This is a genomic window from Lacinutrix sp. 5H-3-7-4, from assembly GCF_000211855.2.
Classification (GTDB): Bacteria; Bacteroidota; Bacteroidia; order Flavobacteriales; family Flavobacteriaceae; genus Lacinutrix.
This window is the reverse complement of the sequence record NC_015638.1, coordinates 2,810,262-2,835,486: the sequence shown is the minus strand read 5'-3', so window position 1 is coordinate 2,835,486 and position 25,225 is coordinate 2,810,262. Positions and strand designations below refer to the sequence as shown.

Annotated in this window: 23 protein-coding genes; 4 read left to right on the top strand and 19 right to left on the bottom strand. The window is 30.4% G+C overall.

The genetic code is table 11. The features are described from left to right. Window position 1 precedes the first annotated feature (1 nt). The 5 genes from LACAL_RS12765 to LACAL_RS12745 all read right to left on the bottom strand — a co-directional run bounded on the left by LACAL_RS12765 (window position 2) and on the right by LACAL_RS12745 (window position 6,208). Window positions 2-442, bottom strand: a complete 441-nt coding sequence (locus tag LACAL_RS12765) for a thiol-disulfide oxidoreductase DCC family protein (RefSeq protein ID WP_013871171.1) — start codon at window positions 440-442, stop codon at window positions 2-4. After that, complete coding sequence (locus LACAL_RS12760; protein ID WP_013871170.1) at window positions 442-2,610, bottom strand: DNA mismatch repair protein MutS; 2,169 nt, start codon at window positions 2,608-2,610, stop codon at window positions 442-444. The genes LACAL_RS12765 and LACAL_RS12760 overlap by 1 nt, the downstream gene beginning before the upstream one ends. 129 nt (window positions 2,611-2,739) lie before the next feature. Then, the gene (locus tag LACAL_RS12755) at window positions 2,740-3,549 is read right to left on the bottom strand and encodes an SDR family oxidoreductase (protein ID WP_013871169.1); all 810 of its coding nucleotides are present in this window, start codon (window positions 3,547-3,549) and stop codon (window positions 2,740-2,742) included. 20 nt (window positions 3,550-3,569) lie between these two features. Then, window positions 3,570-4,694, bottom strand: coding sequence for an FAD-dependent monooxygenase (locus LACAL_RS12750; protein WP_013871168.1), 1,125 nt, complete (start codon window positions 4,692-4,694; stop codon window positions 3,570-3,572). A 20-nt stretch (window positions 4,695-4,714) separates the two neighbouring features. Beyond that, window positions 4,715-6,208, bottom strand: coding sequence for a YfcC family protein (locus tag LACAL_RS12745; RefSeq protein ID WP_013871167.1), 1,494 nt, complete (start codon window positions 6,206-6,208; stop codon window positions 4,715-4,717). A gap of 63 nt (window positions 6,209-6,271) precedes the next feature. Here LACAL_RS12745 and LACAL_RS12740 point away from each other — a divergent pair, with 63 nt between their 5' ends. Next, a complete protein-coding gene (locus LACAL_RS12740; protein WP_013871166.1) occupies window positions 6,272-6,940 on the top strand; it encodes a uracil-DNA glycosylase in 669 nt (222 codons plus the stop codon). On the opposite strand, the gene LACAL_RS12735 is transcribed toward LACAL_RS12740, so the two are convergent. From LACAL_RS12735 to LACAL_RS12710, 6 genes are all read right to left on the bottom strand, one after another. Continuing rightward, the gene (locus tag LACAL_RS12735) at window positions 6,937-7,533 is read right to left on the bottom strand and encodes a hypothetical protein (protein WP_013871165.1); all 597 of its coding nucleotides are present in this window, start codon (window positions 7,531-7,533) and stop codon (window positions 6,937-6,939) included. The genes LACAL_RS12740 and LACAL_RS12735 overlap by 4 nt on opposite strands. Before the next feature lie 51 nt (window positions 7,534-7,584). Beyond that, complete coding sequence (locus tag LACAL_RS12730) at window positions 7,585-8,439, bottom strand: substrate-binding domain-containing protein (protein ID WP_013871164.1); 855 nt, start codon at window positions 8,437-8,439, stop codon at window positions 7,585-7,587. 106 nt (window positions 8,440-8,545) lie between these two features. After that, a complete protein-coding gene (locus LACAL_RS12725) occupies window positions 8,546-9,415 on the bottom strand; it encodes a nucleoside phosphorylase (RefSeq protein ID WP_013871163.1) in 870 nt (289 codons plus the stop codon). Next, a complete protein-coding gene (locus tag LACAL_RS12720) occupies window positions 9,405-10,346 on the bottom strand; it encodes a DUF1835 domain-containing protein (RefSeq protein WP_013871162.1) in 942 nt (313 codons plus the stop codon). The genes LACAL_RS12725 and LACAL_RS12720 overlap by 11 nt, the downstream gene beginning before the upstream one ends. A 4-nt stretch (window positions 10,347-10,350) precedes the next feature. Beyond that, window positions 10,351-10,677: a translation initiation factor gene (locus LACAL_RS12715; RefSeq protein ID WP_013871161.1), complete on the bottom strand. Its 327-nt coding sequence runs from the start codon at window positions 10,675-10,677 to the stop codon at window positions 10,351-10,353. A 70-nt stretch (window positions 10,678-10,747) separates the two neighbouring features. After that, window positions 10,748-11,695: an isopenicillin N synthase family oxygenase gene (locus tag LACAL_RS12710; protein WP_013871160.1), complete on the bottom strand. Its 948-nt coding sequence runs from the start codon at window positions 11,693-11,695 to the stop codon at window positions 10,748-10,750. Between the two features lie 144 nt (window positions 11,696-11,839). Here LACAL_RS12710 and LACAL_RS12705 point away from each other — a divergent pair, with 144 nt between their 5' ends. Then, a complete protein-coding gene (locus LACAL_RS12705) occupies window positions 11,840-13,828 on the top strand; it encodes a thiamine pyrophosphate-dependent enzyme (RefSeq protein WP_237700989.1) in 1,989 nt (662 codons plus the stop codon). Window positions 13,829-13,899: 71 nt separating this feature from the next. Here the strand turns inward: LACAL_RS12705 and LACAL_RS15605 are convergent, their stop codons facing one another. Then, window positions 13,900-14,034, bottom strand: a complete 135-nt coding sequence (locus LACAL_RS15605; protein ID WP_013871158.1) for a hypothetical protein — start codon at window positions 14,032-14,034, stop codon at window positions 13,900-13,902. Between the two features lie 503 nt (window positions 14,035-14,537). On the opposite strand from LACAL_RS15605, the gene LACAL_RS15085 reads away from it, so the two are divergent. Then, window positions 14,538-15,254 (top strand): hypothetical protein, encoded by a 717-nt coding sequence (locus LACAL_RS15085; protein ID WP_148256143.1) that lies wholly within the window; start codon window positions 14,538-14,540, stop codon window positions 15,252-15,254. 97 nt (window positions 15,255-15,351) lie between these two features. After that, entirely contained in the window at window positions 15,352-15,804 is a 453-nt protein-coding gene (locus LACAL_RS12695) for a cold-shock protein (RefSeq protein ID WP_013871156.1), read from the top strand. A gap of 54 nt (window positions 15,805-15,858) precedes the next feature. Here the strand turns inward: LACAL_RS12695 and LACAL_RS12690 are convergent, their stop codons facing one another. The 7 genes from LACAL_RS12690 to LACAL_RS12660 form a co-directional block, all read right to left on the bottom strand. Further along, window positions 15,859-17,244: a TolC family protein gene (locus LACAL_RS12690; RefSeq protein WP_013871155.1), complete on the bottom strand. Its 1,386-nt coding sequence runs from the start codon at window positions 17,242-17,244 to the stop codon at window positions 15,859-15,861. Window position 17,245: 1 nt separating this feature from the next. After that, window positions 17,246-18,592, bottom strand: a complete 1,347-nt coding sequence (locus LACAL_RS12685; RefSeq protein WP_013871154.1) for an HlyD family secretion protein — start codon at window positions 18,590-18,592, stop codon at window positions 17,246-17,248. Window position 18,593: 1 nt separating this feature from the next. Then, window positions 18,594-20,258 (bottom strand): peptidase domain-containing ABC transporter, encoded by a 1,665-nt coding sequence (locus LACAL_RS12680; protein ID WP_013871153.1) that lies wholly within the window; start codon window positions 20,256-20,258, stop codon window positions 18,594-18,596. Further along, window positions 20,258-20,935 (bottom strand): TetR/AcrR family transcriptional regulator, encoded by a 678-nt coding sequence (locus LACAL_RS12675; RefSeq protein WP_013871152.1) that lies wholly within the window; start codon window positions 20,933-20,935, stop codon window positions 20,258-20,260. The genes LACAL_RS12680 and LACAL_RS12675 overlap by 1 nt, the downstream gene beginning before the upstream one ends. 85 nt (window positions 20,936-21,020) lie before the next feature. Continuing rightward, a complete protein-coding gene (locus tag LACAL_RS12670; protein ID WP_013871151.1) occupies window positions 21,021-22,268 on the bottom strand; it encodes a mechanosensitive ion channel family protein in 1,248 nt (415 codons plus the stop codon). Between the two features lie 71 nt (window positions 22,269-22,339). Continuing rightward, window positions 22,340-22,915 (bottom strand): pseudouridine synthase, encoded by a 576-nt coding sequence (locus LACAL_RS12665; RefSeq protein WP_013871150.1) that lies wholly within the window; start codon window positions 22,913-22,915, stop codon window positions 22,340-22,342. Further along, window positions 22,916-25,213 (bottom strand): type IA DNA topoisomerase, encoded by a 2,298-nt coding sequence (locus LACAL_RS12660; RefSeq protein WP_013871149.1) that lies wholly within the window; start codon window positions 25,211-25,213, stop codon window positions 22,916-22,918. Between the last annotated feature and the right edge of the window lie 12 nt (window positions 25,214-25,225).

Here is a 25,225-nt window from a genome sequence, read left to right as displayed (position 1 = left end):
TTTATGCCTCATTTTTAACTTCGCCAATAAACTTAGATTTTAACTCTGGCGTAGGTAACCAGCAGGATTCTTTTTTTCCAAACCATTTGTAGCGATTTTTTGCAACATAATCATAAACCCAATGCCTAATAAATGCTGGTACAATTAAAAATATAGCCATTAAATTAGTAGGGAAACCTAAGTCTTTAGTAATACATAACGCAGCTGTAGATTTAACTTTTATTGTATTTTTTTTTGGAGAGTAAAGTAGTATTGAATCTGTATTTAATGGGTCAACTTTAAAATGTTTAATAATTTGTTTGCCTACATCACTTTGTAAAGCTGCAAACATGAATTTATTTGTTTTATCATTTTTAATTACATATTGAACAGAGCTATTGCAAAGGTTACAAATACCATCAAATAATATTAATTTTTTATGTTTAGGTAATTGATTTATCATTACTTTTTTACAGCTTCAACTAATTCTAATAAATCTACATTTACATTAGTAGTAAATATACCATAATTAACAGTCGCTTTACCTTTTTCTAATGTGTCTATACTACCAACAGCTCTACCATCATGCATACGTACACGATCTCCAACTTTTAAAACTGGTTTTGGTTTTTCTTGTACAACTGCTTTCTTTTTAGCTTCTTTTTTCTTTTTACGTATAACTTCAACTTTTTTCTCGGCTTCCTGCTTTATTTTAGCTTCTTTGGCTTTTTCTGCTTTAGCTTGCTTTGCAGAAACTTTTTTGCGTTTAGAATTTTCAATTTGTACTAATCTAAACAACTCGGCCATTAATTCTCTTTTCCTTTTATCTTTAAAGAATTTTTCAGAAATATCATTTACCTTTTGTCCTAAGTATATTAAACGTTGATTGCTATCATACAGTTCCTGATAGCTTTCTAATTTTTTTTGAATTTTATTATTTATTTCTTCAAGTTTATCTGCTTCAGATTGTTTTTTTCTTTCGTTAACCTTTAAAGATTCACTGGTTTTTTCAAGCTTTGCACGTTGTTTTTGAAGTTTTGCTATGGTAGCATCAAACCTTACTTTAGAGCGTTCAATTTTCTTTTTTGCTCGATTAATTAAACTATAAGGTATGCCGTTTTTTTGTGCTACTTCAAATGTAAACGAACTTCCCGCTTGACCTAATGCTAATTTGTACATAGGTTCTAATGTACGTTCATCAAACATCATATTAGCATTTATCATTTCATCTTTTTCATTGGCCAACATTTTTAAATTGGCGTAATGTGTTGTGATAATTCCAAAGGCATTTCTGGCGTAAAATTCTTCTAAAAAAGTTTCGGCTAAAGCACCACCTAGTTCAGGATCAGAACCTGTTCCAAATTCATCTATTAAAAATAATGTGTTTTTATTTACTTTTTTTAAAAAGTAATTCATTTGTTTTAACCTATAACTGTAAGTGCTTAAGTGGTTTTCTATAGATTGGTTATCACCAATATCTGTTAAAATTCTATCGAAAACAGTGACTTTACTACGTTCGTGCACAGGAATTAGCATACCACTTTGCAACATAAGCTGTAATAAGCCTACTGTTTTAAGGGTAATACTTTTACCTCCAGCATTTGGTCCAGAAATTACAATAATGCGTTTATCGTTATTAAGTTCTATGGTTTGCGGGTAGGTTTTCTCCTTTTTTTCTACGTTGGTTAAATATAGTAATGGATGGTAAGCATCACGTAAATATATATGCCTGTCTTTACTAATTTCTGGTAAAATAGCATTCATAGACTTTGCATATTTAGCTTTAGCTGCAATAACATCTATGTTAGTTAAAAATACTTGATACGCTTCTATTAATGGTAAGAAATCACGTAAAAAATTGGTGACTTCTTTTAAAATTCTAACAACCTCTTCGCTTTCTTCGTACTCTAAGTTATTTAATTCTCTTGTGTGTTGTAGTGTTGCTTCTGGTTCTATATAAACTATACTTCCTGTTTTACTGCCACCCATAATGGCACCTTTAACCTTACGTCTATACATTGCTTTAACAGCTAGTACGCGTTTATTTTCTACTACAGATTCTCTAATATCATCTAAATATTCAAGATTATGATATTGGTTTAAAGCCGATGTAAAACTTGAATTAATTTTACCTTTTAGCTTATTCATACTTTGGCGTAACTCAAACAGCAAAGCAGAAGCATTATCTTTTACATCTCCAAAACGGTCAACAACACTATCAATTTTTTCAATTATTGCAGTTGTAACTTCAATACTAAGTGAGTATTGCTTTAGGTTAGGGTAGTAGTCTTCAAATTTATTTAGAAACTTAACAATATCGTTTGCTGTAAGTGAAATTGAAACGATTTTTTTTAAACTATGTGTTTCTAAATACGTGTTTTCTATACGTAGTAATTGTAGTTCTTTTGTTATGGCATCAAATCCATGGTTAGGAATACGATTATCATTATAAAATGACGATACATATTCATTAGTTAATTGTAACGCGTTTAGTAATGCCTCCTTATTATTAAAAGGTTCTATTTGTAAGGCTTTTTGGTTTCCTAAATGGGTTACACAATATTCACTAACTTGTTCTAAAACGGTCGCGAATTCTAAATCTTGTAATGTTTTTTTATGAATGTTTATCATAGTACTTTCCGTGTTAACGGAAAACTTTTAATTATATCTTTTTCTTAGCATAACAAAGTTACGGAATAGGAATGGGAAATGGAATTTTATTAAGAAGTTACCTTGGTTTTCTTACGTTTTGGCTGTTATTTACGCTTTTTTATGACCTACAAAATGCTCCATAGTTTTATAAATACCAAGAACTTTACCAGTAAACCAATCGAACATATTAACAGACATTAATGCCTGACCCAAACGTGTTACTCTATAAATATAACCAGGAATAGTAACCATTCTTTTATTTTTTTCGATTGATTTTATTATGGTTAATGCGGTTGCTTCTGGTTCTAGAATTGGGATTTTAGATTTTACACCATTAAACATTCCTGTGTTTATGTAATAAGGCATAATTGTAGTAATATTTATATTTTTTTTAAGCTGAAGCATTTCTAACCTTAAACTATCAGACCAACCAATTACAGCCCATTTACTTGCAGCATAAACCGACATTTTTGGATTTGAAATTAATCCTCCTGACGATGCTATGTTACAAATATGTCCAGTATTTTTATGAATCATATCACTTAAAAATTCCACTGTAACATACATTGGTCCATTAGCATTTATGCTCATAGTTTTGGTTATATCTGCATATGTTTGTGTGTTAAAAAATTTACCAACTACTATTCCCGCATTGTTTATTAATACATCTACAATACCAATGTCTTGTTTTACTTTTAAAGCCTGTTCTTTTATGTTTTCTATATTAGAAACATCTACTTTGTAAGCATATATAGTTTTATAATTTGAAAATTCTTTTAAAGTATTATTTATATTTTCTTGGTTTATATCCCAAAGTATTACTTTAGATTGTCGCTCTAACATTAAGCGCGCCATTATTTTACCAATTCCAGAAGCGCCACCAGTAATTAATACTATTTTGTTTTTTAGGTCTTTCATTTATAGATTTAAATCCTGAATTATAATTCGTAAACCGAAAACATTGTTTTGTCAAGAATTGGTTTAGGAATGCTTTTAAAAATTATATTTCTTATTGGAGCTAATGTTTTAAAATGAGCAATTTTTCCTGTTCTCCAAGATTGATTAACAATAGCATTTGCTTTTTTAAAGCGTTTTTTTTCAAAAGCTTTAAAATTATTTTTATTAGGAGATTTAGCTATTAATTTCCCTAAATAATAGGCGTCTTCTATGGCTTGTGCTCCACCTTGACCCATGTTTGGAGTTGTTGCATGTGCTGCATCACCAAGAAGACAAACGTTTTGCTTCTGCCAGCTTTTAAGCGGTTTTAAATCTGTAATATCATTTCTAATAATATGCTCTAAATCTGTATTGTCTATTAAATTATGAACTAATGGGTGAAAGTTTTTATAGTATGCATGGAGTTTTTCTTTTAAAACAGCGGTATCATCTTTACCAAAAGCCTTACTTTTTTTCACAGCAAACCACGAGGTTTCGTTATTAGATAGTTGAGATAAACCAAACCTAATACCTTTTCCCCAAATCTCAATACCTCGATCTTTATAGTCTTCAGGTAAAGCTGTTTGCATAACTCCGCGCCAGCACGTTTGTCCAGAAAACCTAATTGTAGATTCTGGAAATAATTGTGCTCTTACTTTAGAGTTTATACCATCTGCACCAATTAAATAAGTACTTTTTGTTTGAGAACCATCACTAAAAGTGACTGTTACATTATTATTATCTTGAGTGTAAGATTTAAAAGCTTTATTCCATTGTATTTTGTTTTTTGGGAGTGCATTAATTAATACAGATTGTAGTTTACCTCGATGTATTGCAACTGTAGAAAAACCATATTTTTCTTTTGCTGGTAGTTGACTACTATCTACTAAAGTATTAAGTTTTTCATTAGTTAAAGTAATTCTATTAATAATATTACCGGCTTGGGTAACATTATCTAAAACACCCGCAAATTCTAATACTTGTAATGCATTTGGCGCTAACCAAATACCAGCACCTAAAGCGTTTGGACCTTTGGCTTTTTCAAATAATCGATAGTTTATATTTAGTTTTTCGAAAACTAACGCAGTGGTTAATCCTCCAATTCCTGCGCCTATAATTGTATACATTTAATGCTTTTTTTTGGCTTCTATAAATATACTGAAAGCGTCATGACTATTAAAGTGAATACAATTAAAATTACAAAAAGCGGCATGATAAATTTTAGCCATTTATTAAATCCAACTTTTACTATTGCTAGTGAAGCTAAAATAAGACCTGTTGGGTTAATTAAGTAGAATAAGCCTAATCCATATTGATAAGCATTTACTACAATTTCGCGTCCAACACCTACGGTATCTGCTAGTGGAGACATTATAGGCATGGTAAGTACTGCCATACCAGAAGAACTTGGTATAAAAAAAGAAAGACCTGCATAAATACCAGTCATAGCAGTAGCAAATAAACCTTTATTCATTCCTGTAGTTAAATCACTAGCATAATATAACATGGTATCACTAATTAGACCATCTGCCATAATTACGGTAATACCTCGTGCAATACCAATAATTAAAGCTACACCTAGTAAATCTCCAGCGCCTTTAACAAAAGTATCTACAAAAACAGATTCTTTTATATTGGCAATAAATCCTATAATTATAGCACCAACAAGAAAAGTTGCTGTCATTTCTACAAACCACCATTCTAAGAAAACAACGCCATAAATCATAATAGCAAAACACATTGCAAACACAAATAAAGCCAAACGTAATCGTGTTGTAAAATGTATAACTTTAGCATTTGTATTACCAAATAATGCCGCAATTTGTTCTCTTTGATCGTATATAATAGATTTTGTAGGGTCTTTTTTCACACGGTTTGCATATCGAATTATATATATCAAACAAATTGTTAAACAAGCTGCTAACATAAAAACTCTTCCCCAAACACCTGTTGTCCAGCTTATTCCTGCTGCGTCACTTGCTATAATTGTACTAAAAGGATTTATAGTAGAACACATTGTACCTATAGACGAACCAATAAAAATACAAGCAACACCAACTAAAGCATCATATTTTGCTGCCAGAAAAACAGGAATTAAAATAGGGAAGAAGGCAATTGTTTCTTCGGCAAAGCCAAAGGTTGTACCACCAGCAGCTACTAGAGTTGTTACTAGAATAATTAAAATATATTCGTTCCCTTTTAATTTATTTGCTAACCATGAAATACCAGCATCAAAAGCACCTGTACTATTAATTATACCTATTAATCCTCCAATTATTAAAACTAGAAAAATAATATCTGCAGCTTCAATTATACCTTTTACAGGCGATTTTATAAATTCTAACACACCTTGTGGTTGTGCTTCTAGTTTTTTGTATGTATTTGGTATGTTTATAGCTTTATAAATATCACCATTTGTAAATTTCTCTAAAGGAATTTTTATAGCTAATGCATCTAAAGTTTGCTGTGTAGCTGGTAAATTTAAAGTTTGTGTTGTACTTGTTTGAGTAAAGTTATTGCTGGCACTATTATATAATAAAGTATCATATTTACCAGCAGGTATAAACCATGTTAAAAGTGTTACAAGTCCTGCTATAATTAAAAGAATTGTTTGTGCTGTGGGAAATTTTATATTTTTCAAGTGGAATATATTTTTGCAGCAATAAAGATAGTGTTATTTTTATTCTGAAATACAAAACTAATAATGGACATTACAATACACAACAGTTGGCAACCTTATTTACAAGCTGAATTAAATAAACCTTATTTTAAAAGTTTAATGAATTTTGTTGAAGCTGAATATGAAGAAAACCAATGTTTTCCTCCTAAAAATTTAATATTTAATGCTTTTGAAAAATGTCATTTTAATGATTTAAAAGTTGTGATAATTGGACAGGATCCATACCATAACTATAATCAAGCAAACGGTTTATGTTTTAGTGTTAACAACGGTATTACACATCCGCCATCGTTAATAAATATTTTTAAAGAAATTGAAAACGATTTACAAATACCATATCCAAAAAGTGGGAATCTTGAACGTTGGGCAGAACAAGGTGTTTTTTTACTAAACGCAACTTTAACAGTGCGCGCTCACGAAGCCGGAAGTCACCAAAAACAAGGTTGGGAAACTTTTACAGATGCTGTTATTAAAACAATAAGCGATAAAAAAGAGCGTGTAATTTTCCTTCTTTGGGGTGGTTTTGCTAAAAAGAAATCTAAATTAATAGATGAGAGTAAACATCACATTTTAACATCTGGACATCCTTCGCCATTAAGTGCTAATCGAGGGTATTGGTTTGGTAATAAACATTTTAGTAAGGTAAATTCAATTTTAAAAACACAAAACTTGTGTGAAGTTAAATGGTCTTAATTTACAATAAATTGGTAAGCAGCATTTGCATTACTATTACTTATGGTAGATTTTATGTTTATAAACCCAAACTCATAAATGCCGCCATGTATAGTAAATTCTCCAGTATTAGCATTTAAGAAATTTAATCCTGCTAAATAATATGTCCCAGATTCTGCAAGTGTAATACTAAACTTATTTTTATATCCTGATCCATCAAAATAACTTATAACCTCTATATAATTTCCGTTTATTAAAGTTTCTCCATTAAAGTTTGTAATACTATCTGTAGTTAATGGAATTTGAGAAACAGTACCAAATCCATTTAACTTATACAAGGCTAAATTGTAGTAATAGCGTGATTGGCCAACTTCAGCATAATCAAAATCACTTAAAATTATGTTTTGGTTATTTATTGTCGTTTGTGCGTTAGAAATATAAGTTTCTATAGTAATGTTTTCATTTACATTAAATTCAGTTTGATTATTCTCTATTTGTACAATTGCGTTATTCTCGATAAGTATTTCTGGAGCAAAATAATCATCGTCACCAGAACAACATAATGAGGCACAAAGCGAAATGGATACTAAAATAATAACTGAAGTAATTTTCATTAGTTTATTTTTTAGTAGATGCCAGAAATAAAAAAGGTTGCGTGTTTTTGGCTAGAGTTTTTCTACTAAATCTTCATATTTCCATTTTTCAGGAATTATATTTAAAGCAAGCAACTCGTCTTGAACTTTGTTTATTGTTGCTTTAGATATGTTTTCTTGAGACCATTCGGTTAAGGTTAGCCATTCTTGCACATCTTCTAATTCTTGCTCATAGCGGTTTGCTATCATGCGATCTATACTAGGAATATCTTTAAATTCTGATGTGGTATTATTTACAATATTTAATATGGTTTTTACATCATCTTTATTAGATTCTAAAAACTCTTCTCGTACAGCAACAACAAAACATGGCCATGGCGACGGACAGTTGTCTATACGTCTAAAAACACCATTATCTACTAATGGTTTTGTGGTAAATTTTTCCCACATAAAATAATCGGCTTTTCCTTCGGTTAAACCTTCAACAGCGCCATCTAAGTTTTTAATAACTTCAAAATCTAAATCTTTTTCTAAATTCCAACCATTATTTTGGGCATTTATATAAGCCATTAAATGAGATCCAGAACCATAACGACTAATTGCTGCTTTGGTTCCTTTTATGTCTTCAATTGTTTTATAATTAGAGTTTTGTGCTACATGAATTCCCCAAATAAGTGGTGTTTTAACAAATACTTGTACAATTTTAGATTTGTTACCGGCGATAATATCTTTTATAATGCCTTCGGTTAAAATAACTGCCATGTCTATGTCTCCATCACGCAGGCCTTTACACATAGCACCTGTGCCGCCAAAATAGTCTTTCCAACGTAGGTTTATATTTTCGTCTTTAAACTCACCGTTTTTTAAGCCTAAATACCAAGCAAGATTAAAATGTTCTGGAACACCTCCTATATTTATTTTTTTCATAATGTTTCCGTGAAAACGGTACTCTAAATTATTCTTATTTAAAAATAAGTTTTTTTCTTTTACCTTAAAAAGTAGTAATAGCGTTTGTTTTTAAGTGTTATTAAAATTAGTCTACTAACTTATTTAATGTGTAAGTTATTAAATTGTCTACAGTTGCTGTAGGATTTTCGCTAAATTCACCAGTTGCTCTGTTTGCTATAATAGCATTCATAGATAATGCTTTATGGCCTAATAATTTAGAAATACCATAAATACCAGCAGTTTCCATTTCTAAATTGGTAATAGATTTACCATTAAAATTAAAGCTAGCTAATTTATTATTTAATTGATTATCCTGAAGTGCTAATCGTAAAATTCTACCTTGAGGTCCATAAAAACCTACGTTAGTTGCTGTAAAACCAGTAACTGTTTTGTCTGAACTTAGTTTGTTTAATAAAGAATCATCACAACTCACTACATAAGGGTCTGATTTTGCTTTAAACCAATTAGTTTGTTCTATTAATGCTTGTGAAATATCTTTGTGTTGAAACGATTCGCTATCATAAAAATGAAGTAAACTATCAAAACCTGCTGCTAATTCACTAATTAAAAAAGCATCTACAGGAATGTCTTCTTTTATTGAGCCAGAAGTACCAATACGTATTATATTTAATGCGGTTAATTCTTGTTTTACTTCTCTAGTTTCTAAATTAATATTAACTAAAGCATCAAGCTCATTAAATACAATATCAATATTATCTGTACCAATTCCTGTAGAAATTACAGTAATGCGTTTGCCTTTATAGGTTCCTGTTTGAGTATGAAATTCTCTCTTATGTGTTTTAAACTCAATAGTATCAAAATGTTTTGTTACACTTGATACGCGATCTGGATCACCAACTGTAATTATGGTGTTAGATATATGTTCAGGTTTTAGATTTAAGTGATAAACACTACCATCTGGATTTAATATTAATTCTGAATCTTTAATTGGCATTCATTATATTTTTAATAAGTTTATTTTCTTTTTTATTAAATTGAAATTCACATTTATTAACACCTCCAAAAACAAAATTACAATCCATTTCGTTTCTAAAGTTTTTTAAATGTTCTAAGGCTAAATGCCCATTTCTATTTAGTGTAAGGCTATCTTCGGTTTCGGTATAAAAAGCTTCAAGATTATTTACTAAACGCTTTATTTGTATATCTCCAAAACCATAATAACCTTGGTAATGTAGTGCATAACCAACTAAATGGTGTCGTGATTTAACTTTATGCTCTTTTGCTAATTTTAAAATATTATACTCTAATGTACTTAAACCACTTCTAGTATCCGGAAAACGTTTTAAATGTGCTTTTAAACAAATACTTAAATATTTAAAATTTGAAGGTCTAACAATTAACGGTTTTAATAAGTTATGATCGTCTTCACAGTATATTCTCCAAGCTTTTTGTGCCAATGCAATATCATCTATAGTAAGTGAAACACGCTCGTTATAATGTGTTTTTAATTGTGTTGGTGTTAATTGTGGTAATTCTTTTAATTCTTTTTCATTTTCAATTCTACCACTACAAACTAAACTTAAAGGTTTTCTAATATCCTTTTGCTTTAGTAAGCTAATGGCAGCTATTAAATTAATATGACAAAATAAATCGTACTCAAACCAAAGTACTATTTCATCAAATTCATTTACGGTATTTAAAACTTTTAATTCATCTCTTACTTTAGAAATATCGTATTTAAAATCGTAAATAGATTCTAGGTAGGTTTTTCGGTTTTCAAAAAATGAATCGGTATCTATTATTTTTTCGGTTGGGCCTTCGCATAACATCTCATGCCAGGTTACAATATTTCCTTCGTATTTTTCTTTTATAAGAAAATCTGTAAGGCTTGAGCCATTTGTAATGTGAAGTGTTTTTTTACTCATATTATTAACCGCCAACACGTTTTACATTGAAGCCTTTTTCTTTAAGAATTGTCATGATTTTATCACGATAATCTCCTTGAATTATAATTTTATCATCTTTAAAACTTCCGCCAACGCTTAGTTTTTGCTTTAACTCTTTAGCTAAAGCTTTAAAATCTTCTGTAGCTCCAGTATAACCTTCTAATATGGTAATAGGTTTTCCTTTTCGTTTTTCGTATTTACAAATAATAGGATCGTCCTGCAACCAAAGACCTTGATCTTCTGTTGTAGGTTCTATATCTTTTTCTTCGTGTTCTGGAAAAAGATTTTTTAATTGGTCTTTTAAGTCCATATATTAATTATTAAGTATATAGAAACAGTCTTCAGTAGTTTTATTTACTGAAGACTGTAGTACTTATAACTTATTTTTTAAGTCCTAGTTCGATAAGACGTTGGTCTAAAAATTCTCCTGCAGTAATATCTTCGTATTGCTTAGGGTTGTTTTCGTCTATACAACTATCTAATACATCTAATTTCATTTCGCTAATTGGGTGCATGAAAAACGGAATAGAGTAGCGGCTAGTTCCCCAAAGTTCTCTTGGCGGATTAATTACTCTATGTATTGTAGATTTTAATTTATTATTTGTGTGGCGAGATAACATATCTCCAACATTAATCATTAATTCATCTGGTTCTGCAATAGCATCAATCCATTCGCCATCATGGTTTTGTACTTGTAAACCACGACCTTGTGCGCCCATTAACAAAGTAATTAAATTAATATCGCCATGGGCAGCTGCACGTTCTGCAGCTTTTGGCTCTTCGGTAATTGGAGGATAGTGTATTGGTCTTAAAATAGAATTACCATTATGAATATGTTTATCAAAATACGTTTCTTCTAAATCTAAATGTAAAGCTAAAGCACGTAAAACATATTTAGCTGTTTTTTCTAACATTTGGTATGTTTCTTTACCAACTTCATTAAAGGCAGGAATTTCTTTAACTTCTACATTATCAGGATATTCTTTTGCGCGTTCTGGATCATCTTCTACGTATTGACCAAAGTGCCAAAACTCTTTTAAATCACCTTCTTTTTTTCCTTTTGCACTCTCTTTTCCAAAAGAAACATAACCACGTTGACCTCCAATTCCAGGAATCTCATAGCTTTGTTTAGTTTCTACAGGTAAAGAAAAAAAGTTTTTTATTTCAGAATATAATCTATCAACTAGTTTTTTATCTAAAAAATGCCCTTTTAAAGCAACAAAACCTATCTCTTGATAAGCTTTTCCTATTTCATCTATAAATTTTTGTTTTCTCTTTGGGTCATCAGAAAGAAAATCTTCTAAATTAACACTTGGGATACTTGTCATTTCTACTTTCGTTTTATAATCTTTTATATACAAATGTAAAGAAAAGTTACCATATTTAATAATTGATAATTATTATGATCAATAATTGATTTTTATGCAATAATGTTATATTTGATAAACTTTTTTAGGATGCCAAACACACTTATGAAATCTAACATAAATTATAATAAAACAAAGTTATCTAGCAAAACCAAGATAGCATTATATCAAGCCATGTTAAAACCTCGATTAATAGAGGAAAAAATGCTTATTTTACTTCGTCAAGGTAAAATTAGTAAATGGTTTTCTGGTATTGGCCAAGAAGCTATTTCTGTAGGTGTAACAATGGCTATGCATGCAGAAGAATATATTTTACCAATGCATAGAAATCTGGGTGTTTTTACAACTCGAGACATACCACTATACCGTTTATTTAGCCAATGGCAAGGAAAAGCAAACGGATTTACAAAAGGTCGAGATCGCTCATTTCATTTTGGAACGCAAGAGTTTAATATTGTAGGTATGATTTCTCACTTAGGACCTCAATTTGGCGTTGCAGATGGTATTGCATTAGCTAGTAAATTAAAAAATAAAAACCAAGTAACAGCAGTATTTACAGGTGAAGGCGGAACAAGTGAAGGAGATATACACGAAGCTTTAAATGTAGCATCTGTTTGGCAATTGCCTGTGCTTTTTTGTATTGAAAATAATGGATATGGGTTGTCAACACCTACCAAAGAACAGTATAATTGTGAGAATTTAGCAGATCGTGCTTTAGGTTATGGTATGGAATCTCATATTATAGATGGTAATAACATTTTAGAAGTGTTTACTAAAATTTCTAAAATAACAGAAAGTATAAGAAAAAAACCACGTCCTGTTTTAATAGAATTCAAAACTTTTAGAATGCGTGGTCATGAAGAGGCTAGTGGTACTAAATATGTGCCACAGGAGTTAATGGACCAATGGGCAAAAAAAGACCCAATAGATAATTATAAGTTACACCTTTTAGAAGAAGGTATTTTAACCGAAAAAGAAGACGCTATTTTTAAAGCTGAAATTAAGGCTGAAATAGATACACATTTAGACAGAACGAATGCTGAAGCTGCAATTGTTTCAACTGAAAGTAACGAATTAAATGATGTTTTTAAAAGTTTTGATTATCAAGGTGTTAAAGAAAACAAAAACACCGAAGAGTTACGCTTGATTGATGCGATACACGTAGGTTTAAAACAGTCTATGGAAAAGCATAAGGACTTAGTCATTATGGGTCAAGATGTAGCAGAATATGGTGGTGTTTTTAAAATTACAGATGGCTTTGTAGAAGCATTTGGAAAAGACAGAGTACGTAATACTCCAATTTGCGAATCGGCAATAATTGAAACTGCAATGGGATTAAGCATAGCAGGAATAAAAAGCGTTGTAGAGTTACAGTTTAGTGATTTTGTAACATCTGGTTTTAATCCTGTTGTAAATTATTTAGCAAAATCACATTATCGCTGGAACCAAAATGCAGATGTTGTACTAAGAATGCCTTGTGGTGCAGGCGTAGCTGCAGGACCTTTTCATAGTCAAACAAACGAAGCTTGGTTTACTAAAACTCCAGGTTTAAAAGTTATATATCCTGCATTTCCAAAAGATGCAAAAGGCTTATTGGCAACAGCAATTAATGATCCAAATCCAGTATTGTTTTTTGAGCACAAAGCTTTATATAGAAGTATTCGTCAAGATGTACCAACAGACTATTTTACAATTCCGTTTGGTAAAGCAGCAACACTAAAACAAGGCGATGATATTACTGTAATTGCCTATGGTCAAGCCGTACATTGGGCATTAAATACTTTAGATAAACACCAAGACATCTCTGCCGATGTTATTGATTTAAGATCTTTACAGCCATTAGATACAGAAACTATTTATGCTTCAGCTAAAAAAACAGGACGCGTAATTATACTACAAGAAGATTCACTTTTTGGCGGTATTGCCAGTGATATCTCTGCACTAATTATGGAAAATTGTTTCGAACATTTAGATGCACCAGTAAAACGTGTTGCAAGTCTTGAAACACCTATTCCTTTTATAAACCAGCTAGAAGATCAATATTTAGCTCGTGATAAGTTTGAAGCAGAATTATTAACCTTATTAGAATATTAATAGCTAATACTATTATATAAAAAAACCAGCGAACCCTAACTCGCTGGCTTTTTTTAATTAATCGAGCAATTTTAATGTGCATAGCGTTTTACGCCATTCCATAGTGTTCCTTTAGTATTACTAAATTTAAAAACTTCTCTATTAACAAATAAACGTTCATCTGTAATACTGCTGGTTTTTCTTAAGGTATTAATAATTGCTTTCATAATTGTTTGATTTTTTGATTGATGGTTGATTGTTGATTTTTTCTATCTAAAACGCCTTCTAGTATTCCAAGTGTTACTTTTAGTTCCGTTTAATGTTGCTGATAATTGATTTGTATTTAAAGTTCTCATGATGGTTAATTTTTTGATTGATGATTTTCTTCTATCTAAAACGTCTTCTAGTATTCCAAGTGTTACTTTTAGTACCGTTTAATGTTGCTGATAATTGATTTGTGTTTAAAGTTCTCATAATTATTGGTTTTAAATTGATTGATAATTGTTTTGTTATACTATAAAGACGACGCAATTTCAAAATTGTTACAGTACTTTGTAATGCATAGTACTAATTTAACATAATTTAACATTTAGACACCCTTAAAATGGAGTAACTCCAATAATGTATTTGTTAATAATAGCTTGGTTTAAGAATATTTTCACAGTAATTAATAAAAAATTAATATTTAGGTATGGTTTTTGGTTTATTTTTGACATATTACCAAATACCTATGAAAATCTATTTACTAACATTCTTTTTATTTTGCTCTATAATAGGTGTAAATGCCCAAATAGATAGCGAAAACAGATCTATTGCGATACCAGCAGAAAACGTGGATGATCCTTTAGAAGATGACGAAATTATTATTCAACCTGTAAAGAAGAATGACGAAAAAACCGAGAAAGAAGACGATGTAAAAGAAACGCTTTCTAAAGAAGAACAAATGAGTATTGCAAAAAGGAAGGAATTCTCTATGGTTCATGACGATAAATTAAGAAATCCTGCTGAATTATTTGGTAAGCAATTAAAAAATGCTCTACAGTTAAGAGAAGATGAATATCGTGAAGAAGGCCGAAAAGTAAATCAGTTTTTTGGTAAATACCTTACAAAATCTAAATATCAAGATGTTTCATTAAGAGATTTTGGAGCAGAAGATGGAGATTTGGTTAGAATTTGGGTAAACGGAACTGTTGTAAACAGTAGAGTAGCTTTAGCAAATGCTAATAAAAAATTTACACTTACATTAGAGCCTGGAGAAAATGTTGTTGAATTTGAGGCTTTAAACCAAGGAACATCTGGACCAAATACAGCAGCTTTTGCAGTGTTTGAAAAAACTACAGGAAACATGCTTTTAAATAGCAAATGGAACCTACTTACGGGTGTTCGCGGTACTTTTACAGTAGTACTTTTACCTCAGGATTTACCTGAAGAAGGAGATAAAGAATAGCAAACTTCAATTTTTTTTTATTTAACCAACTGAAAATCGTATTTTTACAAACATAATTAACAACTAAGTTAATTTTTAATACTCACAAAAAAGAAGAATGGCAAAGTCGCAACAGACATTTAACAAATTAGAAAAAGAAAAAAAGCGCTTAAAGAAAAGAGAAGATAAACGTAAGAAAATGGAGGCTAGAAAGGCCGCTAAGGAAGAAAATGGTACAGATGGAATACAATTTGCTTACGTAGATTTTAACGGTAATTTAGTAGATACGCCGCCAGATCCAGAAGATAAAATTAAAGTAAAAGCAGATAATATTATTTTAGGTGTACCTAAAAAAGAAGATTTGCCAGAAGTAGATCCAATTAGAAAAGGAAAAGTTTCATTTTACGATTCATCAAAAGGTTTTGGTTTTATTATAGATACCGAAGATCAAGAGAAATACTTTTGTCACGTTAGTGGTTTAATTGATGAAATTACAGAAAATGACAAAGTTCAATTTGAATTAGAAAAAGGCATGAAAGGATTAAATGCCGTTCGTGTTAAAAAAATATAACGCAATAAAGCGCATGTTTAAAAAAAGCCTTGGTTTTTTAACCAAGGCTTTTTTTTAAATATTACCTAAAGCTTCAAATAACTTAACTTTAGTTTTGTAAAACATGTTTTTTAGTTTTAAAGCTTTTAATTCTGCATCAATTAAACTTGACTCACGGTAGTTAATCAAAAAAACAGAGCTTTCTCCAAAGCTAAATTTTCTTTCTTCAGCATTAAGTAAAGTTTTATAATCTTTTACTACAGAGTTTATTAATTCTATTTGCGTAATATAAGAATCAAGCTCTTTTTTTAGCGATTCCACTTTATTTATTATTGTAATACTAGTGTTTAATCGCTCAAACTTTGAAGCATCAATTTTTAGTTTTGTTAATTTTAAACTTCCACGTTCTTTTCTTAAAAATAAAGGAAATGAGACGTTTAATCCTAATTTGTAATTGTTAGAACTATAACTATTACTTATATCTGGATTTTCAGTAATAAAATTATATTGTATATCTACTTTTGGTAAAAGCATATTTGCTTTTAGTTTAGCATCTACATCCAAACTTTTTATTTTATTATTTAAAGCATTTAATTTTGGATGGTTGTTTATTTCAAAATTAATATCTTGATTTAAACTTAAAACCTTATCTACAGTGGTTTCCGGTAATTGTGCAGGTGTTACACTTGTATTTATTTCTAAAGGCACACCAGAATCTAACCACAGAAAATTAGAGACCTTTAAGGTGTTTTTTAAAAATTTAATATTTGATTGCTCTAGTGAAAGTTTTCTATTATTAATATTTATGTTTGCTTCTAAACTATCTATTCCTGGTTTATCACCAGCTAAAACACTTTTTCTCACTCCATTATATCGTGTTTTAGCGTTTTCTAGAAAACGACTATACATTTTCTGTTCGTTATAAGTTTGAAGCCATTCAAAATAGGCTATTGAGGCTTCGTATAACACTTTGTTTACAGCTAAAGTTCTTTCTGCTTTATTTTGTTCTATAAAGTATTTTGCTTTTTTTAAAGTAGCCATTCTTTCGTTAATAATCAATCCTTGTCCTAGTGATGCCGATATTCCTGCAGAAAACAAACCATCATCTGGTACATTTTTTTGAGGGTCTAAAAAGAGTCCATCATTATTTTCAAAATTTGCTTTTAATTCTACACCATACCAAGTAGGCACTTTAAATGTTGCGTTAAATAAGTTATAATATTCTTTGTTTTTAAAATCTTTTCGGTCGTAAATAGCTTCAATTTTTGGATCAAAACTTCCACGTGCTTTTAATAAATTGTATTCGCCTTCTTCAAGTTTTAAGTTTGCCTGCTTAACAATAGGATGAAATTGTTTTACGTAGCTTATATATTCTTCAAAACTTAATTCTAATTCATTAATACTTTGTGAAAAAGCATTAGTACATAATAAAATACATAATATTAATATATTTTTTTTCATGCTATTTTGTTTTGTCTCCATTGTTTTCTGGTTGGTAATAATTAGGCGGGAATCCGTTTAATTGTCTCCAGACTTCAAACCAAATAGGTACATCTTCTAATAAGCCAATTGCTCTAACACCAGAGCCAACTCTAATTGCAGATGGCCATTTGTAATCGTTTTCATCTGGAGCTAAAAGGATTCGAAATTTACCATTGCTGCTTATAAAATTTTCTATTGCTATTACTTTTGCGCCATAGGTACCGTAAGATACATTTGGCCAACCGCTAAATACTATTGCTGGCCAACCATCAAATTGTACTCTAAATGTTTCACCTATATGTACTAATGGTAAATCTATAGGATCTATATAGGTTTCTACAGCCAAATCGTAATTTGCAGGCATAATACCAACAATACGTTCGCCTTCTTTAAAACGTTCTCCAATCCCTGTTTTTAAAGCCTTATTAATATAACCATCTAGAGGCGCTTTTATATAGTACATAGCATTTCGTATCTCGTAATTGGTACGGTTGTTTTCTAATTTCGAAACTTGTACTTCTGCATCATATTGGTTAGATTCTGCTGTAAACTTATCGCTTTGTGCTTTAGATATTTTGTCTATATATGAAGCTTTTAAGCGGTTGATTTCTACTCGGGCATTTAATATTTCGTTTTTAGAAGCTAAAAATTTATTTTCTTGAGATATAAGTTTGGCTTGAGTTTCCTGAAGTTTTAATCGTTTTTGTTCAACATCTGTTAATGATTTTAATCCTTCTTTTTCTAAAATTTCTGCACGATTTAATTGTTTTCTTGCTATTTCAATATTTGTTTTAGCTGCTTCAAAATCTATACTATCGCTTTTCATTTTAAGCTTTGCTTGTAATAGTTTGTTTTCTGCTTGCTTAATTTTTAATACACGCTCTTTTGATAATGCTGAAATTTGATTGTTTAAAGCTTTTACTTTTAAACCATAACTTTCTACAGATGCTGTTTTAGAATTTATTTGCTGACCAGTAATTTTCACTAAATCTGGATTGAAATAATCGTTTTTAACTTCAGAAATAAATAGAATTGTATCGCCTTTTTTTACAAAATCACCTTCACGTACAAACCATTTTTCTATACGTCCAGGAATTGGAGATTGTATGCTTTGTGGTCTTTGGTCTGGTGTAAGCGTTGTTACTGCACCATTGGCCGATATATTTTGTGTCCATGGTAATAACAAGATTATTATACAAAGTATAGCAAATGAAACTAATAGTCTATTAAAGTTTTTAAAATGCTTTTTACCAAAAGCTTTTTTATGAGACATGTAGTTAGAAATGTCTACTTTTTCGTTTAATTTATTTGTAGATATATTTAGCATATTATTTCTTGTTAATTATTCTACCTTCATTTAATTCTATAACATTATTTGCTTTAGGTAACCAAATATTATTATGGCTTACCACTACCAGAGTCCAGTCGTGAGATGGTAAGGTTAAATATTGAATTATGTCTTGAGCTTCTTTTGCTTCAAATTGATCTAATGGTTCTTTTAGTAATAGTAGTTTTGGTTTTTTAACAACACTTCGTGCTAACATAATTTTTTTAGAAATTGTAAAAGACATTCCTTTTCCTTCTGGATAAAGCATTGTTTTTAAGCCTAAGGGTAAGCTTTTTACATAATCTTTAAGGCCTAAGTTTTTTATTACATCATTTACTTGATCTAATGTTATAGTAGTATCACCAAAAGTGATGTTTTCTAACAAAGTACCTTCAAAAGGCATTTCTTGCGCGAGTGTTTGCCCAATAAAAGATCTGTAAGAGTTTATATTAATTCCTAAAAGCGATTTGTTATTTATATAAATTTTACCGCTAGTTGGCTTAATTAAGCCTGCTATTAATTTTAAAAGAGTAGATTTTCCAGAACCATTTTGTCCTGTTATTAACAATGTTTGCTTAGGTTTAATTTCTAATGAGATGTTGTCTAATATTTTATCTTCTCTATCTGGTACAGAGTATGAAATATCATCTAATTCTAAATGAAACTCATTATTAACTTTTAGTATTTCTCCTTCTTGTGATTCTAAAGGTTTATCTACTATTTTTCCTAGTTTTTCTATAGAGGTTAAAACGTCATAAATAGTTTCTAAGCCAAGAATTAGTTTTTCTACAGATGCAATTACTAGAAGTATTATAATTTCGGCAGCAACAAATTGTCCAATATTCATTTTTTGATTTAAAACCAAAAGGCCTCCAATAATTAACAATCCAGCAGTTACTAAAACCTTAAAACCTACCAATTGCATAAACTGAAGAATTAAAACATTAAAATGTTTTTCTCTTTCTTCTAGATAGTTAGTTACAAGTCTATCGTTTTTATGCATTGCCAAATTAGTTTTTCCAGAAAGTTTAAAACTTAGTATAGACCTGGCAACTTCTTGTAGCCAATGTGCAACTTTATATTTGCTATTAGACTCTTCTAAACTGGTTTCTAGTCCTTTTTGAGCGGTAAATTTAAATACAATGTAAACTAATAGTAACAGCAAAAAACCGTAAATAATAAAAAACGGGTGGTAAAAGGATAGTAATATTAAACCGAAAATTATTTGCAATAATGCAGCGGGAAATTCTATTAAAATTTTTGAAAGTCCTTTTTGTATTGTTAATGTATCGAAAAATCTATTTGCTAATTCTGGTGCATAAGAACCATTTAAGCCTTTCATTGTCATTTTAGGAAAGCGATATGCAAACTCAAATGATGATCGCGTAAATATTTTTTGTTGTACATTTTCTATAATTCTAATTTGCATAAGCTGTAATACACCAACAAATACAACGCCTAAGGTTACTAAGCCAACTAAAACCATCCAAGATGTACTAATTTGAGCACTTTGCAAAAGGTTAATAATAGCTTGAATTCCTAGCGGTAATGATAAACTTACTATACCTGCAAAAATGGCATAAAAGAATATTTGTTTAATATCTTTTTTATCAAGTTTTAAAAGACCTATTAATCTTTGTGTAGTAGTTAATATTGTTTTTGCCATTAGTTCTGTTTTAAAATTTTAAAAACCAAATCGTTAAAAAATACAGTAGGAGCCAAGGTTTCACTACATTCTGTAATAGATTTAAAATGATCTTTTAGATAATGTTGGTGCATTGCACCATCAATTATTGTACTTGCAAGCGATTTTGGATATTTATATGATGAATTAACATCTATTATAAAATCTTTTAACCTGTTTACTAATCTTTTATATACTGAAAAATAGCCTTCTTTGTTTTCTTCATCAACTTCTTTTGTTAAATAAGATTTAGAGTATTCATTTATTACTATACGCTTTAAAATAATTTCGTCTATATGACCAAAAGCACTATCTATTGTAGTTGTTTGTGTAAGTACTTCTATTGCAGCTTTTAGTTTTAATTCTTTATCTGCTAAGCTATTTGTAGAAAGTACTAATTGGTATTCTAGCCAGGTCCAATACCAAGAAGTAAGGTAGAGTAAAAGCATGTGTTTGTTTTCAAAATACCTGTAAATTGAACTTTCGTTAGATCCAATTTTAACTCCTAATTTTTTAAAAGTGAATAAATCAAAACCAATTTCATCTATTAATAAAATGCTGTTTTTTATAATGCGTTTACCTAACGAAGAAGATTCTGGATCTTTTAAATAAATTTTCTCGTTAATACTAATTTTTATATTTGATAGTAAATATTTCATAACAACTTATTTAGTTGCAAATATAATAGTAATACTATTAATTTTGAAATCAGATTAACTATTAATTAACTTTTTTACTGTAAAATTAGGCTTTAAAGGTCTTAGAGCTTGGTAATTCGAAAATCTCCAATTCGAAAAAAGGAACTGCTGCAAGGAAATGGTCAAATAAATCAGACATTACATATTCGTAATTTTCCCAACGTTTATCCTTACTAAAAGCATAAACCTCTAATGGTACACCTTGAGTGGTAGGTTGTAATTGCCTAGCCATTAACAACATGTCTTTATTTATTGCAGAATGATTTTCTAAATAAGTTTGAATGTATTTTCTAAAAACACCAATATTGGTAAGGTTTCTTCCGTTTAACAATAAGGTTTTATCTACATTGTTTTCGGTGTTATATTTATCTAGTTTCTCTTGCATTCCTGCTAAATAACTAGAGATAAGCTGCACGTCTTTTAAACGCTCTACATCTTCGGGTGTTAAATATTTAATAGAATCTTGCTTAATCATTAAGTGTCTTTTAATACGTCTACCATCAGAATTTTTCATACCACGCCAGTTTTTAAACGAGTCTGAAATCATGGCATAGGTAGGAATTGTGGTAATTGTATTATCGAAATTTTGAACTTTTACAGTTGCCAAATTAATTTCAACAACATCACCATCGGCACCATATTTTTCGAAAGTTATCCAATCGCCAATACGCACCATATCGTTAATAGACACTTGTATACTTGCAACAAAACCAAGAATGGTGTCTTTAAAAATAAGAAGTATTATAGCAGATGCTGCACCAAATCCAGTGATGAATTTAATTATTGAAAGGTTTGTAAACACAGCAATAGCCGCAAAAGCACCAACTATCCAAGCAAAAATCATGAATACTTGTATGTAACTGTCTATTGGTTTGTCTCTTAAACTAGGTAAGGTTTTTAAAAAATCTTCAATGGTATGTAAAACACTTCTAACAATCCATAATACTAGAACTATAAATGTAACCTGAAGTAGTTTTCTAACAGGTGATTCTATATAGCCAAAATCTGCAAAAATTATAGGTAGCAAGTTTAAAGCTAATATTAACGGAAAAATATGTGCTACATTTCTTGGAACTTTATTGGCTAATAATAAATCGTCAAAAGGAGATTTTGTATGCTCTGCAATACGAACAGAGGCTACGCGTAATGTTTTTGTGATAATTTTATCTACAAAATAAATAACACATAAGGCTATTATTAATAATGTAAACATATTAAGATATTTGGCTGCGGTTTCATTAAAACCAAAAACCTCATAGTAATCATAAAAAAAACAGGCAATTTGCTCTTGCATAGTCTATTAAAATTTTTAACAAAATTAAAGAGATTTAATTTGTCTTAGCTAAATTAACCTATAAAAAATAGTTAAAGTAAACTAGGGATATCTATTGGTTTTACAGCGCCAGATTCCAAATTCCCAAGTTGTATATTTCCAACTCTAACACGTACTAAACGAAGTGTAGGACAGCCAACAGCGCTTGTCATTTTTCTAACTTGCCTAAACTTACCTTCGGTTAAAGTTATAGAAATCCAAGAAACAGGACCATGTCTAGCATCACGTATTTTTTTTCCTCGCTCTGGTAAAAGAGGTGCGTTGTCTAATTTAAAAACTTTACATGGTTTGGTTTGGTACTTTTTACCATCAAAACCAATTTCTACACCTTTTTTTAGTGAACTAATTTCCTCTTGAGAAATATCACCATCAACTAAGGCATAATATTCTTTTTCAATACCACTGGAGTTAACATAATCGCTTAATTTCCCATCTGTAGTTAATAACAATAGGCCTTCACTTTTTTCGTCTAAACGACCAATAGGCATTGTACCTTGAGGAAAACTACCCAACTCACCTAAAAAACGCTTGCGCTTTTGTTGTGTAGAATTACTCGCAAATTGCGAAAGCATACCGTAAGGTTTGTATATTTTAAAATGTTGATGCAATTAGTTTTCGTTTATAATTTTAAAAACCAAAGCTTTAGTTAGTTGTTGTCCGTTCGCTTTTTCGCGAATTAAATCATAACTAAATCTAAAATCACATCCGCTTTTATAATCACTACAACCGTAAGCCGTTTTTCCTTTTATTATTGTGCCTTTTTTACATTTTGGACATTTATTTTCTTCGGAAGTACTTTTAGGTTGAACTTTTCCTTTTTTAGGTTCGAACTTTAACTTAAAATCATCATCAAATCTTACTAGTCCTTCAGCGGAAGCGCCATCAATTTTAAATCCTTTTAAGTTTACAGTTGAGCCTTTTTCTAATAAACGTATAAATTGTTTTTCAGAAATTGTTTTCCCTTCAAACTTAAAAGGCATTACAAAGTCACAAGTTTTATTATATTCTGAACAGCCATAAGCGGTTTTTCCTTTTAAAATAGCACCTTGTTTACATTTTGGACATTTTTGAGAAGCTATTCCGGCCGCTTTTTTTGTAGCTTTTTTCTTTTTTGCTCCAGCAGGCTTGTTGTTTATAGAGGTTATGTTTGCTTTTCTATTTTCGCTTCTTACTTCGTAAACTAAGCGATCTACCATTTGCTTCATTTGTTTTATAAAGCTTACAGCGCTAAATTCTCCTTTTTCAATATCTTTTAATTGCTTTTCCCATTTTCCTGTGAGTTCTGCAGATTTTAGTAACTCATTTTGAATGGTATCTATTAATTGAATACCTGTAACTGTTGGTAATACTTGCTTTTTATTTCGCTTTATGTATTTTCTTCTAAAAAGAGTTTCAATAATATTGGCGCGTGTAGATGGTCTACCAATGCCATTTTCTTTCATTATTTCACGAAGCTCATCATTATCTACTTGTTTTCCTGCGGTTTCCATAGCACGTAGGAGAGAAGCTTCTGTATATTGATTTGGTGGCTTGGTTTGTTTTTCTAAAAATGATGGCTCATGTGGTCCTTTTTCACCTTTTTCGAACGTAGGTAACATTCCTGTTTCTTTTGTAGGTTTTCCAGGAGTTTCAAATACAATTCTCCAGCCTTTTTCTAAAATCTCTTTTCCTGTAGTTTTAAACTTTACTTTTTCGGCTTTACCAATAACAGTAGTGTTTGATACTTTACATTCTGGATAAAACACGGCTATAAAACGACGTACAATAATATCGTAAACCTGCTGCTGGTTGTATTGCAAGTTCATTTCTTGTCCTGTTGGGATTATGGCATGGTGATCTGTTACCTTACTATCATCAAAAACCTTTTTGGTTTTTTTTAGTTTTTTTCCTTGAAGAGGTTGTGTTAAAGTAGCGTATTTAGTTAGGTTTTTTAATATCGCTGGTACTTTTGGGTACACATCGTTAGGTAGAAATGTTGTATCTACTCTTGGATAGGTTACTACTTTTTGTTCGTATAGTTTTTGTACTATTTTTAAGGTTTCATCTGCACTAAAGCCAAACTTAGTATTACAATACACTTGTAAACCTGTTAAATCGAATAGTTTTGGCGCGTATTCATTACCTGCTTTTTTTGCAATAGAGACGATTTCAAAATCATGCGTTTTAACAATATTAGCAAGTTTTTCTCCGTCTTCAACTTTTAAAAATCTACCTTCTTCATAACTAAATAAAGTATCACGATATAATGTTTGTAGCTCCCAATAAGGTTGTGGTTTAAAATTTTCAATTTCTTTAAACCTGTTTACAAGCATTGCTAATGTTGGCGTTTGTACACGACCAACCGATAATACTTGTTTGTAACCACCATGTTTTACGGTATAAAGTCTTGTAGCATTCATGCCTAACAGCCAGTCGCCAATAGCACGAGAAAATCCTGCATAGTATAAATTATCGTAATCGCTGGCTGGTTTTAAATTATTAAAACCTTCTTTTATCGCCTCGGTAGTAAGTGATGAAATCCAAAGTCTTTCTACTTTACCTTTATAATTTGCTTGGTTTAAAACCCAACGTTGTATAAGTTCTCCTTCTTGACCGGCATCACCACAGTTTATAACAACATCTGCTTTTTCAAATAATCCTTTAACAATATTAAATTGCTTTTTTATACCAGAATCTTTAGAAACCTTGGTCTCAAAACGTTCTGGTAGCATTGGTAAGTTGTTTAAATCCCAACTTTTCCAATAAGGTTTATAATCGCTAGGTTCTTTAAGTGTACAAAGGTGTCCAAAAGTGTAAGTTACCGCATAACCATTGCCTTCGTAATAACCATCACGTTTTGTTTTGGCACCAAGAACAGCGGCAATTTCTCTTGCTACAGAAGGTTTTTCGGCAATACAGACTTTCATTAATTTAATAGA

Bases quoted from the DNA above. Each gene is read 5' to 3' on its own strand.
- LACAL_RS12660 (WP_013871149.1), bottom strand. From the start codon at position 25,213: ATGAAAGTCTGTATTGCCGAAAAACCTTCTGTAGCAAGAGAAATTGCC.
- LACAL_RS12725 (WP_013871163.1), bottom strand. From the start codon at position 9,415: ATGCCAATTAAAGATTCAGAATTAATATTAAATCCAGATGGTAGTGTT.
- LACAL_RS12765 (WP_013871171.1), bottom strand. From the start codon at position 442: ATGATAAATCAATTACCTAAACATAAAAAATTAATATTATTTGATGGT.
- LACAL_RS12750 (WP_013871168.1), bottom strand. From the start codon at position 4,694: ATGTATACAATTATAGGCGCAGGAATTGGAGGATTAACCACTGCGTTA.
- LACAL_RS12675 (WP_013871152.1), bottom strand. From the start codon at position 20,935: ATGAAATATTTACTATCAAATATAAAAATTAGTATTAACGAGAAAATT.
- LACAL_RS15605 (WP_013871158.1), bottom strand. From the start codon at position 14,034: ATGAAAGCAATTATTAATACCTTAAGAAAAACCAGCAGTATTACAGAT.
- LACAL_RS12670 (WP_013871151.1), bottom strand. From the start codon at position 22,268: ATGCAAGAGCAAATTGCCTGTTTTTTTTATGATTACTATGAGGTTTTT.
- LACAL_RS12690 (WP_013871155.1), bottom strand. From the start codon at position 17,244: ATGAAAAAAAATATATTAATATTATGTATTTTATTATGTACTAATGCT.
- LACAL_RS15085 (WP_148256143.1), top strand. From the start codon at position 14,538: ATGAAAATCTATTTACTAACATTCTTTTTATTTTGCTCTATAATAGGT.
- LACAL_RS12705 (WP_237700989.1), top strand. From the start codon at position 11,840: ATGAAATCTAACATAAATTATAATAAAACAAAGTTATCTAGCAAAACC.
- LACAL_RS12760 (WP_013871170.1), bottom strand. From the start codon at position 2,610: ATGATAAACATTCATAAAAAAACATTACAAGATTTAGAATTCGCGACC.
- LACAL_RS12755 (WP_013871169.1), bottom strand. From the start codon at position 3,549: ATGAAAGACCTAAAAAACAAAATAGTATTAATTACTGGTGGCGCTTCT.
- LACAL_RS12730 (WP_013871164.1), bottom strand. From the start codon at position 8,439: ATGAAAAAAATAAATATAGGAGGTGTTCCAGAACATTTTAATCTTGCT.
- LACAL_RS12740 (WP_013871166.1), top strand. From the start codon at position 6,272: ATGGACATTACAATACACAACAGTTGGCAACCTTATTTACAAGCTGAA.
- LACAL_RS12685 (WP_013871154.1), bottom strand. From the start codon at position 18,592: ATGCTAAATATATCTACAAATAAATTAAACGAAAAAGTAGACATTTCT.
- LACAL_RS12695 (WP_013871156.1), top strand. From the start codon at position 15,352: ATGGCAAAGTCGCAACAGACATTTAACAAATTAGAAAAAGAAAAAAAG.
- LACAL_RS12720 (WP_013871162.1), bottom strand. From the start codon at position 10,346: ATGAGTAAAAAAACACTTCACATTACAAATGGCTCAAGCCTTACAGAT.
- LACAL_RS12735 (WP_013871165.1), bottom strand. From the start codon at position 7,533: ATGAAAATTACTTCAGTTATTATTTTAGTATCCATTTCGCTTTGTGCC.
- LACAL_RS12680 (WP_013871153.1), bottom strand. From the start codon at position 20,258: ATGGCAAAAACAATATTAACTACTACACAAAGATTAATAGGTCTTTTA.
- LACAL_RS12710 (WP_013871160.1), bottom strand. From the start codon at position 11,695: ATGACAAGTATCCCAAGTGTTAATTTAGAAGATTTTCTTTCTGATGAC.
- LACAL_RS12715 (WP_013871161.1), bottom strand. From the start codon at position 10,677: ATGGACTTAAAAGACCAATTAAAAAATCTTTTTCCAGAACACGAAGAA.